Annotated in this window: 16 protein-coding genes and 2 tRNA genes; 6 read left to right on the plus strand and 12 right to left on the minus strand. The window is 44.8% G+C overall.

Annotation, left to right across the window (positions count from 1 at the left end; all coding sequences use genetic code 11):
• Nucleotides 1–48 precede the first annotated feature (48 nt).
• The 5 genes from BFP72_RS11950 to BFP72_RS11970 form a co-directional block, all read right to left on the minus strand.
• Nucleotides 49–741, minus strand: a complete 693-nt coding sequence (locus BFP72_RS11950; RefSeq protein WP_099600769.1) for an NUDIX domain-containing protein — start codon at nucleotides 739–741, stop codon at nucleotides 49–51.
• A 407-nt stretch (nucleotides 742–1,148) separates the two neighbouring features.
• Nucleotides 1,149–1,232, minus strand: a tRNA-Leu gene (locus tag BFP72_RS11955).
• A gap of 116 nt (nucleotides 1,233–1,348) precedes the next feature.
• A tRNA-Gly gene (locus BFP72_RS11960) sits at nucleotides 1,349–1,421 on the minus strand.
• A 99-nt stretch (nucleotides 1,422–1,520) separates the two neighbouring features.
• Nucleotides 1,521–1,967, minus strand: coding sequence for a hypothetical protein (locus BFP72_RS11965; protein ID WP_099599362.1), 447 nt, complete (start codon nucleotides 1,965–1,967; stop codon nucleotides 1,521–1,523).
• 12 nt (nucleotides 1,968–1,979) lie between these two features.
• Entirely contained in the window at nucleotides 1,980–2,585 is a 606-nt protein-coding gene (locus BFP72_RS11970; protein WP_158233387.1) for an RNA polymerase sigma factor, read from the minus strand.
• Between the two features lie 76 nt (nucleotides 2,586–2,661).
• Between BFP72_RS11970 and BFP72_RS11975 the strand changes: the two genes are divergently transcribed.
• Entirely contained in the window at nucleotides 2,662–3,003 is a 342-nt protein-coding gene (locus BFP72_RS11975) for a DUF6249 domain-containing protein (protein ID WP_143520055.1), read from the plus strand.
• A gap of 239 nt (nucleotides 3,004–3,242) precedes the next feature.
• Here the strand turns inward: BFP72_RS11975 and BFP72_RS11980 are convergent, their stop codons facing one another.
• Nucleotides 3,243–3,740 (minus strand): PaaI family thioesterase, encoded by a 498-nt coding sequence (locus BFP72_RS11980; protein WP_099599365.1) that lies wholly within the window; start codon nucleotides 3,738–3,740, stop codon nucleotides 3,243–3,245.
• Between the two features lie 58 nt (nucleotides 3,741–3,798).
• Between BFP72_RS11980 and BFP72_RS11985 the strand changes: the two genes are divergently transcribed.
• Both BFP72_RS11985 and BFP72_RS19215 read left to right on the plus strand, forming a co-directional pair.
• The gene (locus BFP72_RS11985; RefSeq protein ID WP_099599366.1) at nucleotides 3,799–4,464 is read left to right on the plus strand and encodes a tetratricopeptide repeat protein; all 666 of its coding nucleotides are present in this window, start codon (nucleotides 3,799–3,801) and stop codon (nucleotides 4,462–4,464) included.
• Nucleotides 4,461–4,616 carry a hypothetical protein gene (locus BFP72_RS19215; RefSeq protein ID WP_158233388.1) on the plus strand — a complete coding sequence of 52 codons (156 nt, stop codon included), beginning with the start codon at nucleotides 4,461–4,463 and terminating at the stop codon, nucleotides 4,614–4,616. Before BFP72_RS11985 ends, BFP72_RS19215 begins: the two co-directional genes overlap by 4 nt.
• Here the strand turns inward: BFP72_RS19215 and BFP72_RS11990 are convergent, their stop codons facing one another.
• The gene (locus BFP72_RS11990) at nucleotides 4,617–7,025 is read right to left on the minus strand and encodes a bifunctional UDP-N-acetylmuramoyl-tripeptide:D-alanyl-D-alanine ligase/alanine racemase (RefSeq protein ID WP_099599367.1); all 2,409 of its coding nucleotides are present in this window, start codon (nucleotides 7,023–7,025) and stop codon (nucleotides 4,617–4,619) included.
• 177 nt (nucleotides 7,026–7,202) lie between these two features.
• On the opposite strand from BFP72_RS11990, the gene BFP72_RS11995 reads away from it, so the two are divergent.
• Nucleotides 7,203–10,133 carry a DEAD/DEAH box helicase gene (locus tag BFP72_RS11995; RefSeq protein WP_099599368.1) on the plus strand — a complete coding sequence of 977 codons (2,931 nt, stop codon included), beginning with the start codon at nucleotides 7,203–7,205 and terminating at the stop codon, nucleotides 10,131–10,133.
• Nucleotides 10,134–10,250: 117 nt separating this feature from the next.
• Here BFP72_RS11995 and BFP72_RS12000 read toward each other — a convergent pair whose 3' ends face one another.
• On the minus strand, nucleotides 10,251–11,045 hold the full coding sequence (locus BFP72_RS12000) for a hypothetical protein (protein ID WP_099599369.1): 795 nt from the start codon (nucleotides 11,043–11,045) through the stop codon (nucleotides 10,251–10,253).
• 192 nt (nucleotides 11,046–11,237) lie between these two features.
• On the opposite strand from BFP72_RS12000, the gene BFP72_RS12005 reads away from it, so the two are divergent.
• Nucleotides 11,238–12,647, plus strand: a complete 1,410-nt coding sequence (locus BFP72_RS12005; protein ID WP_099599370.1) for an aldehyde dehydrogenase family protein — start codon at nucleotides 11,238–11,240, stop codon at nucleotides 12,645–12,647.
• 52 nt (nucleotides 12,648–12,699) lie between these two features.
• On the opposite strand, the gene BFP72_RS12010 is transcribed toward BFP72_RS12005, so the two are convergent.
• From BFP72_RS12010 to BFP72_RS12025, 4 genes are all read right to left on the minus strand, one after another.
• Nucleotides 12,700–13,539 (minus strand): toxin-antitoxin system YwqK family antitoxin, encoded by an 840-nt coding sequence (locus BFP72_RS12010; protein WP_255397204.1) that lies wholly within the window; start codon nucleotides 13,537–13,539, stop codon nucleotides 12,700–12,702.
• Between the two features lie 105 nt (nucleotides 13,540–13,644).
• Nucleotides 13,645–15,540, minus strand: a complete 1,896-nt coding sequence (htpG, locus tag BFP72_RS12015) for a molecular chaperone HtpG (RefSeq protein ID WP_099599371.1) — start codon at nucleotides 15,538–15,540, stop codon at nucleotides 13,645–13,647.
• A gap of 218 nt (nucleotides 15,541–15,758) precedes the next feature.
• A complete protein-coding gene (locus tag BFP72_RS12020; RefSeq protein WP_099599372.1) occupies nucleotides 15,759–16,286 on the minus strand; it encodes a glutathione peroxidase in 528 nt (175 codons plus the stop codon).
• A gap of 73 nt (nucleotides 16,287–16,359) precedes the next feature.
• Nucleotides 16,360–18,156, minus strand: coding sequence for a M14 family metallopeptidase (locus BFP72_RS12025; RefSeq protein ID WP_099599373.1), 1,797 nt, complete (start codon nucleotides 18,154–18,156; stop codon nucleotides 16,360–16,362).
• Between the two features lie 218 nt (nucleotides 18,157–18,374).
• Here BFP72_RS12025 and BFP72_RS12030 point away from each other — a divergent pair, with 218 nt between their 5' ends.
• On the plus strand, nucleotides 18,375–19,421 hold the full coding sequence (locus BFP72_RS12030) for a sensor histidine kinase KdpD (RefSeq protein ID WP_099599374.1): 1,047 nt from the start codon (nucleotides 18,375–18,377) through the stop codon (nucleotides 19,419–19,421).
• Nucleotides 19,422–19,435: the final 14 nt, after the last annotated feature.

The following is a 19,435-nucleotide window of genomic DNA, read 5'->3' on the forward strand; positions in this document are numbered from 1 at the left end:
TTATACCCCAAACAATATTTGCGTTTTTTTTACACAAAGTATAAACTCCTATTTATTTATTGATTTAATATCGAAAAGTATTCCTTCCTTTTTCAGTTCAAAATACCTCTTCTGATTGAACTGGAATAGTTTTGCGGGTCTACCTGTGCTTTTGGAGGCCGTCTCGTTGAGCTCATCCAGTATACCGAAACTTTGGATCTTCTTCCTGAAATTCCTTCTATCCAACTCCACCCCCAACAAACTTGAATACAGTTTTTCTAGATCTGAGAATGAGAACTTCTGATCCAACAACTCAAAACCTATCGGCTCATAGATCATTTTGCCTTGTAAACGGGAGATGGCCGTCAGAAGTACCTTTGCATGATCAAAGGCGATGTTGGGCAGGTCATTGATATCGAACCACTGCACCTCTTCGGCATCCGTATCAGCAGCTATACGAAATGCATCCGGCCGAATCAAACCAAAATACGCTACTGATACCACTCTACCTCGCGGATCTCTGGTCGGCTCTCCAAAGGTGTACAACTGCTCGAGGTAATTGATCTTGACCCCCGTCTCTTCTTGCAACTCCCTTTGTACGGCCGACTCCAAGGACTCCTCGCTCTTGACAAAACCTCCAGGCAAAGCCCACGCCCCTTGGTAAGGCTCATATTTTCGCTTGACCAGCAAGACCGAAACAAGGCCGTCTTCATAGCCAAAAACCACTGCGTCCACCGTCAATTTGATATTTGTCATATCCATAAACAAGGTCATTTTACAAACCACCTTCAATTTGCGTATTATCAACACAAATCAGAAACAATGAGGCAAAATTGTATGAAATAAAAAAATATCGGTGCGCAATTCTCTCTAGACCACCACCTATTGAAGAATCAGTCTCTATTTAGGTTTTACGGCGAGAGATCGAAAATCACTTCACAATTCAAGATTCACTGTCCGATATTCATTATTGTTTTTTTTGAGAAACAACCACCCTGCATAAAACACAAGAAATATCTGCAGCATCGGAACATTGAATATCGAATACTCAATACCGAATATTAATTCCTTATCCCTTGACTGACAGCTCCTCTATAGCCCTGTGTATTGAAAAAATCGAATGGCTTAAAAAGAAGAAAATCAACCATATCTATAGTTGATTTTCAATGTGCCAGAGGCGGGACTTGAACCCGCACGACCAGAAGGTCACAAGATTTTAAGTCTTGCGTGTCTACCGATTCCACCACTCCGGCAGTATCATGGTGTAGGTTGTATCCGAGTAGAAAAATAAGAACGGATTGGATACAAAAAAAGTGTATGCGCGATGCTATTGCACCTTCTCACTCACATACACTCTCACACTCAATTGAGCGAAAGACGGGGTTCGAACCCGCGACCTCCACCTTGGCAAGGTGGCGCTCTACCAGCTGAGCTACTTTCGCTTGTTTCTTAGTCCGTTTGACTAAATTCGAGTGCAAAGATAGGCAGCTATTTCATTTATTCAAGACTTGTATTATAAATTTTAGCAAGTATTTTCTAAGCTATTGAGTATCTGAATTTTCCACTGTCAACTTTTTCTTCCTTGCCTTCCATTGTGTCAATTCAATGTAACTGCTCGTTACTTTTTCGATCATCAACAGAAACAATACGCCCTCGAGAATCAAGAAAGCCGTAAATGATAACCCATTCCAATCTATCGAAAGATCAAAAGACAGCCATGAAACCAAATGGAGTACATCTGGAGAAAGCTGGAGAGACGAGCCATCCTGTACAGCCCACACACAAAGCGTCCCGGCCATCAGTATAAACAACAGTACACCCATCAATATTCGCCTGCTTATTTGCCGTTTTTTGGCAAGCATAGCTGCCGCGACGACTTCTTGCGTAAATCCTAGACCCGCTTCGGGCAAAGTCAAAGAACGCATCCATTGATCCAATCGATCCATGTCCGCATTGCTACTGAGGTATGATTTTGATGTATTTTTCATTTCCTTGATGGTTTACTGAACAATTGACTCTATCTCCTGAGGCATGATTGATTGAAGTGTCTTCGCTAGTCGTTTTCGGGCACGATGGAGCTTCACCTTCAGATTGTTTCTATCAAAACCCGATATCTCCGCTACTTCCTCCATATCGAGTTCATCCAAGTAATACAACGTAACGATCAGTCGATCGTCCTGACTCAACGCCGCAATGGCACGGTTGAGGTAGAATTGCTTGTCTTGCTGCTCCATAATATCGTCACTCGATACCGCTAGGTGATGGTGAGCTTCTTGTATTTCTACGGTATCCAGTTTCCTTTTCCGCACACGACTGATCGCGAGATTGACAACTATACGATAAAACCAAGTCGTAAATTTCGCTTCACTTTTGAATCGAGACAATGACAAGTACGCTTTGACAAACGCATCATGCGCTACCTCCTCAGCATCCTCATCTACTAGCAAGATTCGGCTCGCAATAGTCAGCGCATAGCGCTTGTGTCGGTTGACCAGTAGAGTAAAACTCTCCTTGTCTCCTTTCTTGATCTGTTCGACCAGTTGATGATCCGTTACTTGCTGACTCACGTTGGGTTGGACGCTAGCTCCATGAGTCAAGTTACACACTAAAAAATAATTTCTCCGCAGTGTAACCGCCTATACACTTCTCCTGTCCTATGGGTGAAATCAAAATTCAAAAAACATGAACGAAGAAATAATAATCCCCGTCGTCCTATTCCTCTCTATTGCTAGTGTACTGATCGTCGTACGAAAATTCATGAACGACGAACGCTTGGCTCTTATCGAAAAAGGTGGAGACGCCAATATCTTTAACCGCAAGACTATTACTTTCCCCGCCATCAAAATAGGGTTACTCCTCATCGGCGCTGGAGTAGGCATCCTAGTAGGCAACTTATTGAGTACTGCGGCAATAGTATCCGAAGAAGTCGGGATTTTCTCTTGCCTCATGATCTTTGGAGGGTCAGGACTTTTTATCTCTTATTTTGTTGAACAAAAATTCCGAGACAAGCAAGAAAAAAACTAACCCACCAAAACCTAAAAGCATCATGAGCTTAAACTTCGCTCCGCCTTTTCAAGCCAATCCAGATGCGAAATAGTCAAACGCTAGATTTTAGACCAAAGAATACAACTCAGCTCTGGTCTAAAATCTAGTACTATGAGCAAGAGTCAAGCACAGCCCCCGCGAAGACAAGATCAGTCCTCTCTCCTTTGCTCGATCATGCGCAGCACATGTAGAAGCACAAACTGGCTCACCTCCCTCTATCAAGACTTGAACAGATTCCCTTTTGCACTTTGACTGCTGTCAAAAACGCGAATAGCCACCACATCTGCTTCGGCAGTTTTCTCACCCAGGCAATAAAAATCACACTTCAAAACTGTCTTTTTGCCTTTAACTTCTAATACTCGAGCACGCAACTCGACAGTATCATTGTTGGAGGTAGGCTTGAGGTATTTGACAGAGAGAGTTCCTGTGGCATAGCGATACTCAGGCGAGGAACCTAGCTCTCGCGATTCTTCCTGATAGGCATAGGCCATAGCGGTACACATACAATGACAGTCAATCAATGTAGCCATGACCCCTCCGTTCATCAAGTTTGCCCATCCGTGATATTTGGTCTGTGAGTCCCAGTGACAGACAGATTCACTGCCCTCCCAGTAGCTCTTGACATGCAGCCCGTCTGCATTGCTCGTTCCACAACCAAAACAGACGTTCTCGGGCATAAAATCTTGAAAGTACTTTTTTCGAATTTGTTCACTCATCGTAGTGTCGGGTTAATTGTTTTTGCTAATTTAAACCCTATTCAAAAAAGAAAAGGCTATGAGACGGAGATACATTGGGGTAGTTGCATGCATGATAACATTGCTGACGTTTTATCACGCAGAAGCTCAAGAGGAAGTACTGGACGAAACGGACTACAACAGCAGTAAACAATACAACTCCAACGGGTGGGACATGATCAATCGACAATCCTATGGCCAAGCACTCGAACAATTCAATAAATCCATAGCCATTTACGACGGAAATGCGGACTCCTATGTCGGACGTGCTACTGCACTCATGAAACTGAACCGATTGTCCGAGGCAGAAACAAATGTAGAAGCAGCCCTAGCTCTCGCGCCTGGCCAAGCAGACATGTACTACCTAGCTGGCAATATCTACTTCAACATGGAGTATTATATCGAGGCGACCAATAACTACAGCAACGCCATCCGAAGCAACGATGATTCTGACATACCCGTAGACCTTGTCAACTGCTACTACAACCGGGGCAATGCCTATTTTTCCGCAGGCATGTACCGTTCTGCGATCAACGACTTCTCCAAAGTAATCGAACTCAAAGAAGATTATATGTATGCCTACCACAACCGGGCTCTCGCGTATAAGCACAGAGACGACTTGGAACAAGCCTGTCTGGATTTCCACAAAGCGAAAGACCTAGGCAGCACCATGTCCCAAAAATACATAGACAAATACTGCCCATGAAAAAGGATAAGGAAACACAAAAAAAGGATAAGGAACAAAAGAAATCAAAGCCCACCCCTCCGACGACTCTCCAAGACACCTCCTCCACAGAAAACGACAGAGGTGGACTTCCTGACTTGGATTTCAAAAAACTAATGGGCTGTGGCGGCTGATTAGCCAGAGACGTACGTTCGTTTTACACGCTGGCTGATGTTGGTGAGTATTTCATAAGGGATCGTACCTATCCATGAGGACAACTCCTTGATGGTAGGATCCTCTCCAAACACAATCACCTCCTCTCCTGAGCGCACATTGACTCCTGTCACGTCAAGCATAGTCATATCCATGCATATATTACCAACCGTAGAGACACGCTGTCCCTGGACGGTCATTTGACCTACACCATTGCCAAAGGCCCGAATATAACCATCGGCATATCCTATCGGTACGATTGCAATTTTCATATCCTTTTGGGCAAAGCCCAAACGCCCATACCCAATGGACTCACCTGTAGCTATTTCTTTGACTTGTGAGACGTGGGTCTTGAGTATACCCACTGTCTGCAATTTCTTCTCCTCGGCCATCACTGGGTCGTATCCATAGAGACCAATTCCTAATCGCACCATGTCAAAGTGAAATTCTCTATAGTTGTCAATCCCCGCGGTATTGACAATATGGCGCATCGGCTTGTACCATAGTGACTCCATTAGCTTTGTACTCATCTCATCAAACCGTTTGCCCTGCTGCAACGAAAAATCTCGATGACGCGGATCCTCACTACCCGCCATGTGACTAAAAACACTCTTCACCTTCAGCTTCTTGTGTAGCTTGAGGATCTCTGACAAGCGCTTGAGTTCATTTTCTTTGAAACCCAGACGATTCATCCCTGTTTCGAGTTTAATGTGAATACCAGGCAAAGCATCTACTCCTTCGAAATAATCCAAAAAATCAATCAACTGCTCAAGAGAATAGATCTCAGGTTCTAGGTTATACTCTTTCAAAAACCGAAACGAATCGGATGAGGGATTCATGATCATAATAGGAATATGTATGCCGTTTTTACGAAGCTCCAAGGCCTCATCTGTATAGGCTACACCGAGGTAATCCACCTTGTGAAATTGCAAAAGGTTGGCAATTTCAAAGTTCCCTCCTCCATAAGCAAATGCCTTCACCATCACCATGATTTTGACTTCTGGTCGCAATTTCGCTCGGTAGCTATTTAGGTTATTGGTCAGGCTCTCCATATTGATTTCGAGGACAGTTCCGTGAGCTTTATACTCCAGTTTTTCGACGATTTTTTCAAACTGAAAATCACGAGCACCCTTCACCAATACAATCTCATCTTGAACGCTGATATTAGCAGCCAGTAATTGATCAGTCGAGTCGTAAAATTCCGCCTGCGTATGAAATAAATCCCTGGCCTTGCTGATCTCTGGCCCCACAGCTATCAACCGATGGATAGCTTGATTACGTAGCAAATCGTCGATGCGTTTGTAGAGTGCCACTGGAGGCAGTCCCGTTTGGTACAAATCCGAGAGAATCACGGTCTTTTTATTCTTCTGATTCTGACGATGTAGAAAATCCAAAGCGACTTCCAATCCATACAGGTCGTTGTTGTAAGTATCATCGATCACATAGGATCGGTTCACTGCTTGCTTCATCTCTAGTCGCATCTTGACCGAAGACAAGGTATCAAGTCTCGTCTGTATCATGTCTACCCCAAAACCAAGCACATGCATCATGACCGCACAGTGCAGACCATTTTCCACCGAAGCGGGGTCCGAAAACCGAAGCTTCAACGTGAGTTCAGCTTCTTCGACCTGCACCTGCCATGTATTACTTTCTCGAGGTACTACTGACCAAGCAACCAACTTTGTCTTATCAGAAGTATGCTCTCGGAGTGCCTGAGCAATCTCAGGGTAGGCCGAGCAATACACCACAGTATCACATGCAGCAAAAAGCATGGCCTTTTCGTTGGCCTTTTCTTGCAGAGATTGGAACCCAGCGTTGTGTGCCTCTCCTATGTTGGTAAAAATTCCAAGTGTCGGCCGAATGATTCGTTCCAAACGCTTCATCTCACCACATTCTGAGATGCCTGCCTCAAATATTGCCAAATTATGCTGACTTGACATTTGCCACACCGAGAGTGGTACTCCCAATTGGGAATTGTAACTTTTGGGACTTTTGACAATTCCATATTGGTGACCAAGCATTTGGGCCAACCACTCCTTGACGATGGTCTTGCCGTTGCTCCCTGTGATGCCCACCACGGGGTAGTTGTAATAAGATCGATGGTCTGCAGCGATCTGTTGCATCGCCAACAAGGATTGCCGCACTTCGAGGACATTGGCATCCGAAGGGAGCTTGACTTCTTTTTCGACCACAAAACAACGAACACCACGATCGTATGCATCCTGCACGAATCCATGACCATCATGATTGATACCTTCGATCGCAAAAAACAACACTCCAGACCGTATGGATATGTTGCGTGTGTCCGTCACGAGCTCCTTGATTTCTGCATCTTGAGCGTGATGAACAATCTTTCCTTTACATATTTTCTCTAGGTCGTTGAATCTCATATAGTCACAATTTTGCGATCAGTACTCCTCTGTTTTCACCACCCAATTTAACAGGAAATATTAAAAATACCGACCCCTACATTTTAGCAAATTATGCTTTTTCGTTTCAGTTTTTGGACTAAATTGCAAGATTGAATCCAACGTGATTTGTATTTTTTTCAACGTGATTGCTGGTAGATGAAAGTCTCTCCGAACGAACCTTTTCAACTGATATATACGCTTTTTGAGCACCAATACCTGGGATACCTCTTCGAGTCCTTTGTGATTCAACTCGATCCAGAAGGTCGGCTCACGTTCTCTCATCAAAACATCTCCTCGAAAAACGCCAAGGAGTTTGATCACGGGTTGAATGAGGCAGATTATGAATTGATCAAGATCATGGATTCGATGCAACCCGACACGGTTGTCAAGCACTTCGAAAAGAAAAAAGTCAAGCCGGACGAATACTTGCTCAAAACATTCGACCCTAAATCGGGAGATGAAACCAAGCAAGAACAAATCCTCTCCCACATCGAGCGACGCAGGGCCAAAATCATGCCTTTGCTCAAGGGCAAGCGTCTATTTGAAATGGGCAATGACGGAGAACCAGCATGGAAAGAAATCGAAGTACTGGAGGATGAGGCCTCTGTTTTGTTTCACTTTCGTAGAAACGAAGAGAATACACACTACTTCCCGACCATCAAACACCGAGACGAGAAAATCGAATTTCAATACAAAGGAGCCTACATCCTATGCAACGACCCTGCCTTTATCGTGATTGAAAACAAGCTCTACAGCTTCCAAAAAAACGTAGACGCCAACAAACTCAAGCCCTTTCTCAACAAGAAATTCATTGCCGTACCGCGAAAATTGGAGGACAACTACTACCGCAAATTTGTCGCACCGTTGGTTGCTTCGTTTGACGTATATGCCAAAGGCTTTGAGATCAAAACCGAAAACCATTCGTTGCAGCCTACCCTCTATTTTTCGGAGCTAGCTAGTACCAATGGACAGTCCTTGGAATTGTTTGGAGCCAATGGGTCAGCCCAACAAATTTCCGAAAGCAAGATACTCTTTGAACTCAAGTTCCAGTATGGAGAACACAAATACAAAGCAGATCACTCCAAAGCAGTCAATGTCCATGTCGAACAAGAAGAGGACAACTATACATTTTACCGTATCAAACGAGACTTAGAAAAAGAGAAAAGTTACATCGACTTTTTGCAAGACTCTGGACTACCACTCAAGTCCTCTCAATCTACTGTCCCGTTGGGACAAGCTTTCTCTTGGATCGCCGAATCCAAAAAATACCTCGAAGATGCTGGGATCAACCTCATCCAAAACGGCAAAAGCGTCAAAAAATATTTCATCGGCACCTCAGAGATGACTGTAGAAATTAAAGAAAATATTGATTGGTTTGACATCCATGCTGTCGTCAAGTTTGGGGAATTCGAGATCCCGTTCAAAGTAATCCGAAACTACATCCTCAAGAACGTCAAAGAAATCAAACTACCCAACGGAGAGATTGCTGTGATTCCGGACAGTTGGTTTGACCAATATTCGGAACTCATGGCGTTTAGTAACGAAGGGCAAGAAGAAGAACTGCAACTCCAAAAACACCACATCTCGTTGGTCAAAGAACTCACTGAGTCTAATCTGGCACAGATGACACTCAAAGGAAAGTTGCAAAAACTGCAAGACTTTGATCACATCGAAGATTTCGAAATGCCTCAGGGCTTCAAAGGCGAGCTTCGCGCTTATCAAAAAGCGGGATACAACTGGATGCGCTTTTTGCGGTCATACAGTCTAGGAGGCTGTCTCGCCGATGACATGGGCTTGGGTAAGACGGTCCAGACCCTGGCACTCCTTCAGTCAGTACATGGCGAAGCAGAAGCAGGCACTAGTCTACTTGTAATGCCTACATCACTGATATACAACTGGGAGAAAGAGTCAGAAAAATTCACCCCCCAACTGAAAATACTCAACTATACTGGAGTCAAAAGAGACAAAGACACCAAAAAATTCGCACAATACGATCTCGTACTGACCTCCTATGGCATCATACGACAGGACATTGATTTGCTACAGCAGTTCCATTTCAATTACATCATCTTGGATGAATCACAAGTGATCAAAAACCCAGAATCGATCATTTCCAAATGTGTACGAGACCTCAACTCGACCAGCAAAATGATCTTGACCGGTACTCCCATAGAAAACACCACCATGGATCTTTGGTCACAGATGTCTTTTGTGAATCCTGGCCTCTTGGGCACCAAGTCCTTTTTCAAGAAACAATACCAACTACCTATTGAGAAGAAAAAAGATGAAGTAAGCACGCAAAAGCTCTACTCGATCATCAAACCCTTTCTACTCAGACGAAACAAGTCACAAGTAGCTACCGACCTACCCGAAAAAATAGAGAATGTACGCTACTGCACGATGTCTCCTGAACAAGAGGAAGCCTATGAAAAAGTAAAATCGTCGTACCGCAACAAGATCATGAAAGAAATCGATGAAGGCGGTATAGGCAAGTCACAGTTCATGATCCTACAAGGGCTCACCAAACTACGACAAATAGCCAACCACCCTAGGCTATCCGACGAAAGCTACGAAGGAGACTCAGGAAAACTCGAAGATATAAGTTTCATGCTTGACAATGCGATCAACAAGCATCACAAAATCCTAGTCTTTTCACAATTCGTCAAGCACCTCAAGATTGTCTCGAAGTACCTCGATGATCAAGGGATCAAATATGCTTACCTCGATGGTGCGACCAAAGACCGTCAAAAGGAAGTGGAAACATTTCAAAAGGACGAGAGTGTTCAGGTTTTTTTGATTTCACTCAAAGCAGGTGGACTTGGGCTCAACCTCACCCAAGCGGAGTACGTCTTCTTGCTCGACCCTTGGTGGAACCCCGCCATCGAAGCTCAAGCTATCGATCGAGCTCATCGAATAGGCCAAAAAAACAAAGTATTCACCTATCGATTCATCACCAAAAACACCGTGGAAGAGAAAATCATGCATCTACAGCAAAACAAAAAACGCCTAGCCTCTGACCTGATTACCACAGAAGAAAGTTTTGTCAAGAATCTATCAAAAGACGACTTGGTTGGTCTACTGGACTAACCCACCGAAAGAGAGAGTCCCTATACATACCAAGACTCCTGATACTATCAGCTGGATAGTTTTTGAAAAAGATAAAAAACGCATGCTTTGGTCACCAATTATAACCACAGAAAATGGTCAGTTGGAAAATGCCATCGCAAAAATGAAAGAACTGGCGTTCTTGATCCTTTTGGAAGGATAGATCCCTTGAGCGATCACAATGTATTGATACGCCGTGCGTAGATCTTCGGCATTGAAGGCTTTAAGGCTCTGGTTGTAATAATGCAACCCTGCCAACTCCTTCATCCCTACATAATTCTCAATAATAGAAACTTTATTGGGTTTGCCCATACTAAAATCACTCGACACACCAGCCAATGCCAATTCTTCGTTGATACGTTTGGCATCCATTCGGACAATTTCAGATCGCTCCTCTATTTCTTTGGCATCCGCCGAAAAACCATTGAGTGGGTCGGTAGCCTCCATCAAGAATTCCTTCCCCTCTGATTCTACAATCAAAAACACATGATAATCCATCTCAACCACATGATATTTGTACCCCAAATCATCTAGAAATAGAGCCAACAATGCCGAACCTGTCACACAATCGTACTTACCGCTCTGTTGAAAAATCTCACTAAACAGCGCTTGTTTCTCATAGACCTTGAGAAATTTTCGATGTACCTTATAAAACAAATGCTTCAAAAACACTTCGTCAGATTGAATCATCTCATCTTTCTCTTTCAACTTGGCAAGCATATCAATGTAGCGCGCTTCAAAGGAAGCGTACTCTTCCACTGTAAACTCGTCAAAATCATCTCGAATGAAAAGGCCCAACTTGGTCTCCCCCGTCGGAATAGTCGCGTACACACCTTCAAGCTGTGAGAGCAGCATGAAGAGTACAATTCCTACGATTTTGGCTATGGGCTTCATAAATTCTTGATGATCTGAAAGGTAAAAACACCGTATATTACCTTAATGTTAAGACAATATTAATCAATTAAAAAGATTAAATCTATACGTAAATCACCTAATCACAGCTCTTTACGCTATTCCATACCGTTTTTGACTCTCTTTTTCTGAATCCGACTATATTGCATAAGACACAAAAAAAGCCTTGCTACCATGTCTACTCCTATCAAACTTCTCTTCGAAAACCAACTGGCCAAATCGCTTGAACTCAGGTCCGAAAGCATCAAAGAGCGAAAAGAGAGGCTATTCCAACTCAAGACATGGATACTCACCCACAAAGACCGTATCAGAAAAGCCCTACACCATGATCTCAAACGAAGCATCGATGACATAGACCTTACCGAGATTTTTCCGGTCACGGGTGAAATCAACAAAGCACTGCATCACCTCAATGAATGGAGTCGTGCCAAGCGTGTAAGTGCTGGACTAACCTACTTGGGTACGGTCTCTCACATCCAATACGAGCCCAAGGGACGCTGTCTCATCATCGCCCCCTGGAACTACCCCTTCCAGTTGATGTGTTGTCCGCTGGTTTCTTGCATAGCCGCTGGCAACACCGCCATCCTCAAACCCTCCGAAAACACGCCTGCCACCTCGCTGCTCATACGAGAAATGATCGAAGAACTCTATGATGCCAATACCGTCACTGTGGTAGAGGGTGCAGTAGAAGAAACACAAGAATTGCTTTCCTTACCCTTCGACCACATCTTCTTCACTGGGAGCACGACAGTGGGCAAGATCGTCATGGAATCTGCTGCAAAACACCTCACGTCGGTCACGCTCGAACTCGGCGGCAAGTCACCCGTCATCATCGATGAAAGTGCCGATGCTGAAGATGCTGCAAAAAAAATCACATGGGGTCGCTTCTCCAACAACGGACAAACCTGTATCGCTCCCGACTACATCTTCGTACACGAGTCCAAACTCGATACCTTCGTCGCATCAAGCAAAAAACACATCCAGCACATGTTTGATCCCGAATCAGTGGGACTCGAACACTCGTCCAGCTACTCTCGTATCGTCAACTCTCGTCAGACCAACCGACTCCTGGAGATCCTAGACGATGCGCTAGACAAAGGAGCAAAAACACTAATAGGAGGTGATCATAAAGCATCTAAACTCTTCATCGAGCCCACTTTGCTCAGTGATATCGACGATAGTGCACGCATATGGAATGAAGAGATCTTTGGCCCAATCATGCCACTAAGAGCCTACACCAACCTGGCCCCCATCATCGATCACATCAATACCCAAGCCAAGCCCCTGTCTCTCTACTTGTTTTCACAAAACAAGCAGACACAGCAAACCATCGCTAACAGGACATCCTCAGGCTCACTAGTCATCAATGACGTGGTGATCCAGTATACTCACCCCAACCTGCCTTTTGGTGGGGTCAATCACAGCGGCATAGGCAAATCCCACGGGCATTTTGGTTTTCTCGAGTTTTCCAACCAAAAACCAGTGCTCAAACAACGCGTCGGCTGGACCACAGCAATGCTTTTTTACCCTCCTCTCAGCCCCATCAAACGATGGCTACTGGCATGGATGACCAAAATTATCTAGAAAGAAAAATGATCGATTTGAAGAGGAGGATCGAACTTATCGGGTCTGTACACTATTTGGAACGATCGTAAATCAATTTGCCATGATCGTCCCACTCACGGATGATATAAGGCACAAACTCGTCATCAAATGGATCCTTGGAATAGACTATTTCACGTTTTCGTCGGTTCCGTTGATCATAGTACTCTCTCCAGATACCCACACGGTGATCAAACTGAAACTCACCGTATGCAGCCAAGTTACCACTTTCGTGAAACGCGTAGTAGTTGCCTTCTCGCTCCCCGAAATGAACCGGAATAATCTCCTTGAGCTCTCTTGTCTCTCGATTGTGATAAGCCACCATTGACTCTTTGGGCCATCCTTTATAATATTTCTCTTTACTTTGAAGGATGTCGTGTTTGTTCCAGGTGGACCACCGTCCGTGCTTGACTCCCATATAGAAGATACCCTCCTCTATCATCTGATCCCCCAACATTTTGCGATAGGGCCCATGCAGTATCCCTGCGTTGTCTTTGTCTATCTTTCGTGATTTGACGATCTTGCGTTTGCTAAAGTCATACCAATACACGTCACGCACATAAGGCACCGGTTCCTCATAGACCTTGAGGTATGAAAACAACTCTAGTACTTCGCTGCGCCCAAAACCAGTACGAGCAAATCCCTTTCTAGTTTTCTTACCAAAATAAACATTTCGCTTCGGCTTCTTCTTTTTGAGCACTATCTCGCGCTCCTCTTCTTCAGCATCCAAATCCACTGTCAACGGTGCCTCATACTGTGTCTCTAGCAGATCTTCGTCACTGACATACTCCTGTGCGAAACCAGGCATGCCCGTGCCAATCATCAAACTCAGCCCAAGGCCTAACCATCCGGTAAGAGTTACTATTCTTTGCATCGTTGTGCTATATTAATAAAAAAAGAGGCTGCTACAAAAACGATTCCAGTCGTATGCTCGACAATCCGCTTTTTGCAACAGCCTCTTCGCTTTCTTTCGATCTGCTTATTCGGCAGAAATATCGATCGATCTGTTGATAAACTGCGTGAGAGCTTCTCCCTCTAGCAGCCCTTGCGACAACAGCGCCAGATCATAAGCTTGTCTCGCCAATTTCTGCTTGCTATCCTCCTGATCTGTAGACAGTACTTTCGATACGAGAGGGTGGTTCGCATTGATCGCTACGTTGTATTGATCAGGCATATCTCCCATCATCATCATACCACCACCACCTTGGCGCTGCATGTCCTTCATTCGACGCATGAACTCCGGCATGGTCACAATCACAGGCATCTCATCCGAAGCGAGAGACTCCACAGCTACAGTAGAGTTCTTGTCGTTGATGGCCGTTTCGAAAAGAGCCTTGACGGCCTCCTTGTCCTCATCAGAGAGTACAGAATCGATTTTCTCGTCTTTGTCGATGAGTTTGTCTACGGTATCGGCATCTACACGCTTGAGCTGTGTTTTTTCAAGCTTGTGCTCCAGCGTCCCAATAAAGTGAGAATCCAATGGGCCATCCATCTTCAAGACATCATATGATTTCTTCTTCACAGACTGAATGAAGGTATGCTGCTTGGCAGGGTCTGTCGCATAGAGGTAGACCAGGTTATCACTCTTGTCCTTCTGCAATGCTTCTGTCTTGGTCTTGTATTCGTCAAAATTGAAGAATTCACCGTCTACATTTTCGAGCAAGGCAAAATCCTTGGCCTTGTCATAGAACTTCTCATCACTGAGCATACCATACTTCACAAACAACCCAATATCAGGCCATTTTGCTTCGAAAGCCTTGCGGTCTTTTTTATACAAGTCATTCAACTTGTCGGCCACTTTCTTGGTGATGTATGAGTTGATCTTCTTGACATTCCCATCGGCTTGCAAGAAGCTACGCGATACATTGAGTGGGATATCTGGTGAGTCGATCACACCATGCAAGAGCATCAAGAACTCCGGCACAACATCTTTGACCTCATCTGTGATGAATACCTGACGAGAATACAGCTGAATCTTGTTCTTCTGCATCTCAAAGTCATTTTTCACTTTAGGAAAATACAATATACCCGTCAGATTGAACGGATAATCCACGTTGAGATGAATCCAAAACAAAGGTTCGTCAGAGAAAGGATAAAGTTCTCTGTAGAAGGCCAAATAATCCTCATCTTTCAAATCCGCTGGAGACTTGGTCCACAGCGGAGTAGGGTTGTTTATGATATTATCCTCTTTGACCGTTTTGTATTTCGGCTTGTCATCCTCATCCTTGCCGTCTTCTACTTGCTTGTCTTTCTGACCAAACTGCACCTCAATAGGCAAAAATTTGCAGTATTTGTCTAAGATACCTTGGAGTCTTGCTTCGTTGAGAAACTCAGCAGAATCCTCCATATTGACATGTAGAATAATGTCTGTACCTCGCTCGGTTCGGTCACCAGCGCTGATCTCAAACTCCGTCGACCCGTCACAGATCCATCGTGCAGGTTCAGACCCCTCCACATGAGAGAGAGAGTTGATTTCGACCTTCTCTGCCACCATGAAAGCCGAATAAAAACCCAGCCCAAAGTGACCGATAATCTGCTGCTCATCTCCTTTGTCCTTGTACTTCTCCACAAACTCTGTCGCGCCAGAGAATGCAATCTGATTGATGTATTTTTTGATGTCCTCAGCGGTCATCCCGATACCTCGGTCACTAATCGTGATTGTTTTTGCTTTTTCGTCGAAACTTACTTCTACTTTCAAGTCTCCGAGTTCACCTTTGAACTCGCCGATCCCAGATAGTTGTTTCAGTTTTTGCGATGCATCTACGGCATTTGAAACCAACTCCCTCAAAAAGATCTCATGATCCGAGTACAGAAACTTCTTGATGATTGGAAAAATATTCTCGGTATGAATCGAAATATTACCTTTCTCTTGCATGATGAATGTATGTTTTTGCTATTTGATTAAATCTTAAAAAATCTAATCGCTCTGTGGCAAAACTCATTCCAAACCCCAAACCCTAGCCATCCTGTGACAGGATGACAGCATACAGAAGAAAGACTGTCAGAAGTCGGTCAAAATGGAATGCAGATATCGGACAGTCTTGCTATATCTCGCTCAAACTATCGCAGCGGCCACCAACAGTACGGACAGTATCAATCCAAATATTGAGTAATCTCCGAGCTGAGAGGCTTGACTCCTGACGGGAAATATGCAACAAGCTGACCCTTTTCGTCCACCAGAAATTTATTAAAATTCCAAGAAACCTTGTAGTCCCCTTGACCATTCTCCGATTTTTGTGTCAGCCAGGCATAGACGGGGTGTTGATCGTCTCCTTTCACTTCTATGACAGTCGTCATTGGGAAGGTCACGTTAAATTTATCCGTACAAAACTGCTTGATGGACGATTCTAAGTCCAGCTCCTGTCCTGCAAATTGGTCGCAAGGCATACCCAGTACCACGAGGGTCTCGCTGTACTTTTCGGCCAAAGCCTGCAAGTCTTTATACTGCGGAGTATAACCACATTTAGAAGCTACATTCACCACCAAGACCTTCTTCCCTTTGAAAGACGCAAAGTCGATCACTTGATCACTGTCTAGCGCATTGACTTTAAAACTGTAGAAAGCAGACTCCATGCCCGTGGCAGCAAATAATATCGATAAGGTAATCAGCAATGTTTTCATGACGCTAAATTTAGTACAGTAAAATAAAGTAAACCGTTGTATAGGGAGTTTTGTAAAGCTTCGTCACCAAATATCATTCTTCCCGAGCGACCGGATATACCTTCCACGCTTCGTCATAATAAGGAGATTGAGCATAAAACCACGCATAGATGGCACGAGGGGATTCGGCAAATTCCTTGTCCTTGGCCTTTTTCTCAGCGAATCGACGAGCCAATTCTTCATCCTCTGCCAGCATTTGCTCTGCCATGGGCTCGATCACATACTCTTCAATATACTCTGTCCTAGAAAAAATGGAATGAAAATACCCCCACTGCAAGAAGCTATCGGGTGAATCTGGCTCCAACAACAGGGCTACCAATGCGCCCAAGGGTTGATCTGTCGTGACACGTACGCTTCCTTTCCGGTAGGTTTTGTCCGAAGTGACACGATGATGAGAGAAGTCTCCGCATCGCACGTGCCCTTCGAAAGGCACCGAACTCATCGTAAACTCATCCAGCACATAGCTACTGACTTGCACTGAACGAGACTCGGTCAACACCTCCATTTGCACACCGTGATCCAGCAACTTACCTATCACTGCCTGCCACTCGGCTGGGACCCAATAGGCTTGAGGCATCTTGACGACTTTGGCAGGCTTGTTCATTCGACGCACAACAATTTGCTCCGTGACAGGAGTACCGGTCCATGCGATGTATTCTCCATTTGTAATCTGCGAGGGTTTCATGCGAGACTTGATCCCCAGTAGTGTCATCGAATCCTCTAGAGACGGACTGAGCTCATAGGCCAAGGTCACAGAATCCAAACGCACAGCCTGATCTTTGATACGTTTCTTTTGGAGCGATTTGCCGTATTGTGCCATCAACTGGAGTGCCTCCTCCAAAAACACGTACGTCCCTAAGACACGCTGATCATATGGCTTGAGTGAGTGGTTTTCGACCAAGATGCTCGGCGTATGCCTGAGATCTCCGTAGGTCTCCGAAAACCGTGGACTAAAAGCAAACTCAGTATTGCCTTCACTAAAATCCCGGTCGTTGAATGCAAACATGAGCGGACCAGGGATATGCCCCTGACTACTCAAAGCTGTGTTCATCGCAGGTTTGAAAACAGTATCTAACCATTGTGCACTATACAAAGAAAACCCCGATTCCCCTGCCCAACCGTAAGTGATATCATATTGGTAGTCTGCTCCATCAGTGACATGCAGGTCCACATAGAGGTCTGGATCATAGTTGTTGATCACTTGTACGACAGACTGCACACCGGCAGTCTCCAATTTACTGTAGTCTCTGTTGAGGTTGAGATTTTGCGCATTGGTACGCCAGCCCATTTGCTTGGGACCTCTCTGATTGACCCGACTATAAGCCGTGACACGCTCGTGCCCATCGACATTGAGTATTGGCACAAACAGGAAGTTGACTTTGTCAAGTAGTCCTTCTTTGCCCCCAAAAGCTATGTCACGCAGCAGCATCATGCCTGCATCCTTGCCATCGATCTCTCCTGCATGGATTCCGGCTTGCGCCAACAGCAAAGGCTTGGAACTGGCTTTTAAATCAGCCGCTGCAGTTCGCCGGTCCGATGAAGCGATGACCATCACAATCTCCCGTTGCTGCTCACTCACTCCCACGACCTCCATTCGGAGCAAGGGAGACGCATCCACCAAGCGATGTATCCACTGCATGGTTTCTTCATAATTCGGGGTCTCGGTTAGCTTGGTCTTTTCACTAGGCGTAATCCAAGGATTACTGCTATCAGCAACTAGCTCCAAACTCGAACCACTCCAAGGTTGCACAGGCGGCAATACCTCTTGAGCAAATAGACTATACTGTAGCAGCAGACATGCCGCGAAAATTATTCTAAGAAATGAAATCATACGTATGAGGGTTATGTGAATGCAGCTGTAAAAGTAGTGCGAGAATATTTTGGATGGAAATATCAGACACAAATCACTTTCACAGTCCAATCAACTCAAGGCCAAACATGTTTGAGGCCATGTACACAGCCCCCTAGCCCTACCTAAAGATACCCTAACGAGAAACTTGCTCACTTAGCAAAATCATCTATATTCACTCCAAGTCAACCTGTAGGAAAATGAACGTATACCAAACCATCAACCAACTAGGATTCAAGAGATCCTATGTTCAAAAATTTTTACTCGTCGCATTTATCGGCACACACATCCCACTGATAGCGGCAGTGATTTACATTCTCAAAACCCCTCAGGATGAAATCAATCCAACACTCGTCCTTTTGGTGATCTTGAGCTTCACAGTAGTGGCTTTGGTCATCACCGCTATCCTCTTGACCAAACTCTTGGCTCCTATCAAATTAGCCGCCCAAGCCATGGAGGAATTCAAAGCAAAAGAATCCTTTAGTCCCCTACCTCAAAACTATGAGGACGAAGCAGGACAACTACTCGTCAACATCTCTCAAACCTTGACCCAAGTCAAAGCACTAGCCGACGAAAGACAAAACTATACCAGCATGATCACTCACGACCTCCGGAGCCCTGTATCTGCTATCGTTAGTATGGCTGAAGTCATCCAATCCACAGACGACATTCACGAAGCACACGAGTACACTGCGCTCATTTTACAGTCAGGGGATCACGCACTTCAGATCATCGAAGATACACTGCACATCATCCGCTCCAGCAACTTCACCATAGATCCCGGCCACAAATCCACCACCCCGGCAGAAGCCTTTGTCCTCCAGCAGCTCGATCTACTCAGAGGTGCCAATTCTTCAAAAAAAATTAAATTCAATGTCCAAATAGACAAATCTGATCTCATCCTGATTCACCCCGAACTATTTGCTCACGTCCTCCGCAACCTTCTGACCAACGCGATCAAATTTTCTACAGACAACGGAATAGTAGATATCACAGGCCACCACGACAGAGACAGGTTCGTCATTAGTATACGCGATTATGGCATGGGATTTATCCCATCCAAGGCAGAAACTATTTTTGACAAATTCACCCAAGAAAAAAAGAAAGGGACGCACAACGAACCTACAACGGGGCTAGGTCTCTACCTCAGCCGTACCTTGACCGAAAAGCATCACGGCACACTCACCGCCCAGAGTGACGGACCAAATCAAGGAGCAACTTTCACAATCAGCTTGCCCACCTCCTAAGTAACGGATGAATT

The organism is Reichenbachiella sp. 5M10 (assembly GCF_002742335.1).
Lineage (GTDB): Bacteria > Bacteroidota > Bacteroidia > Cytophagales > Cyclobacteriaceae > Reichenbachiella.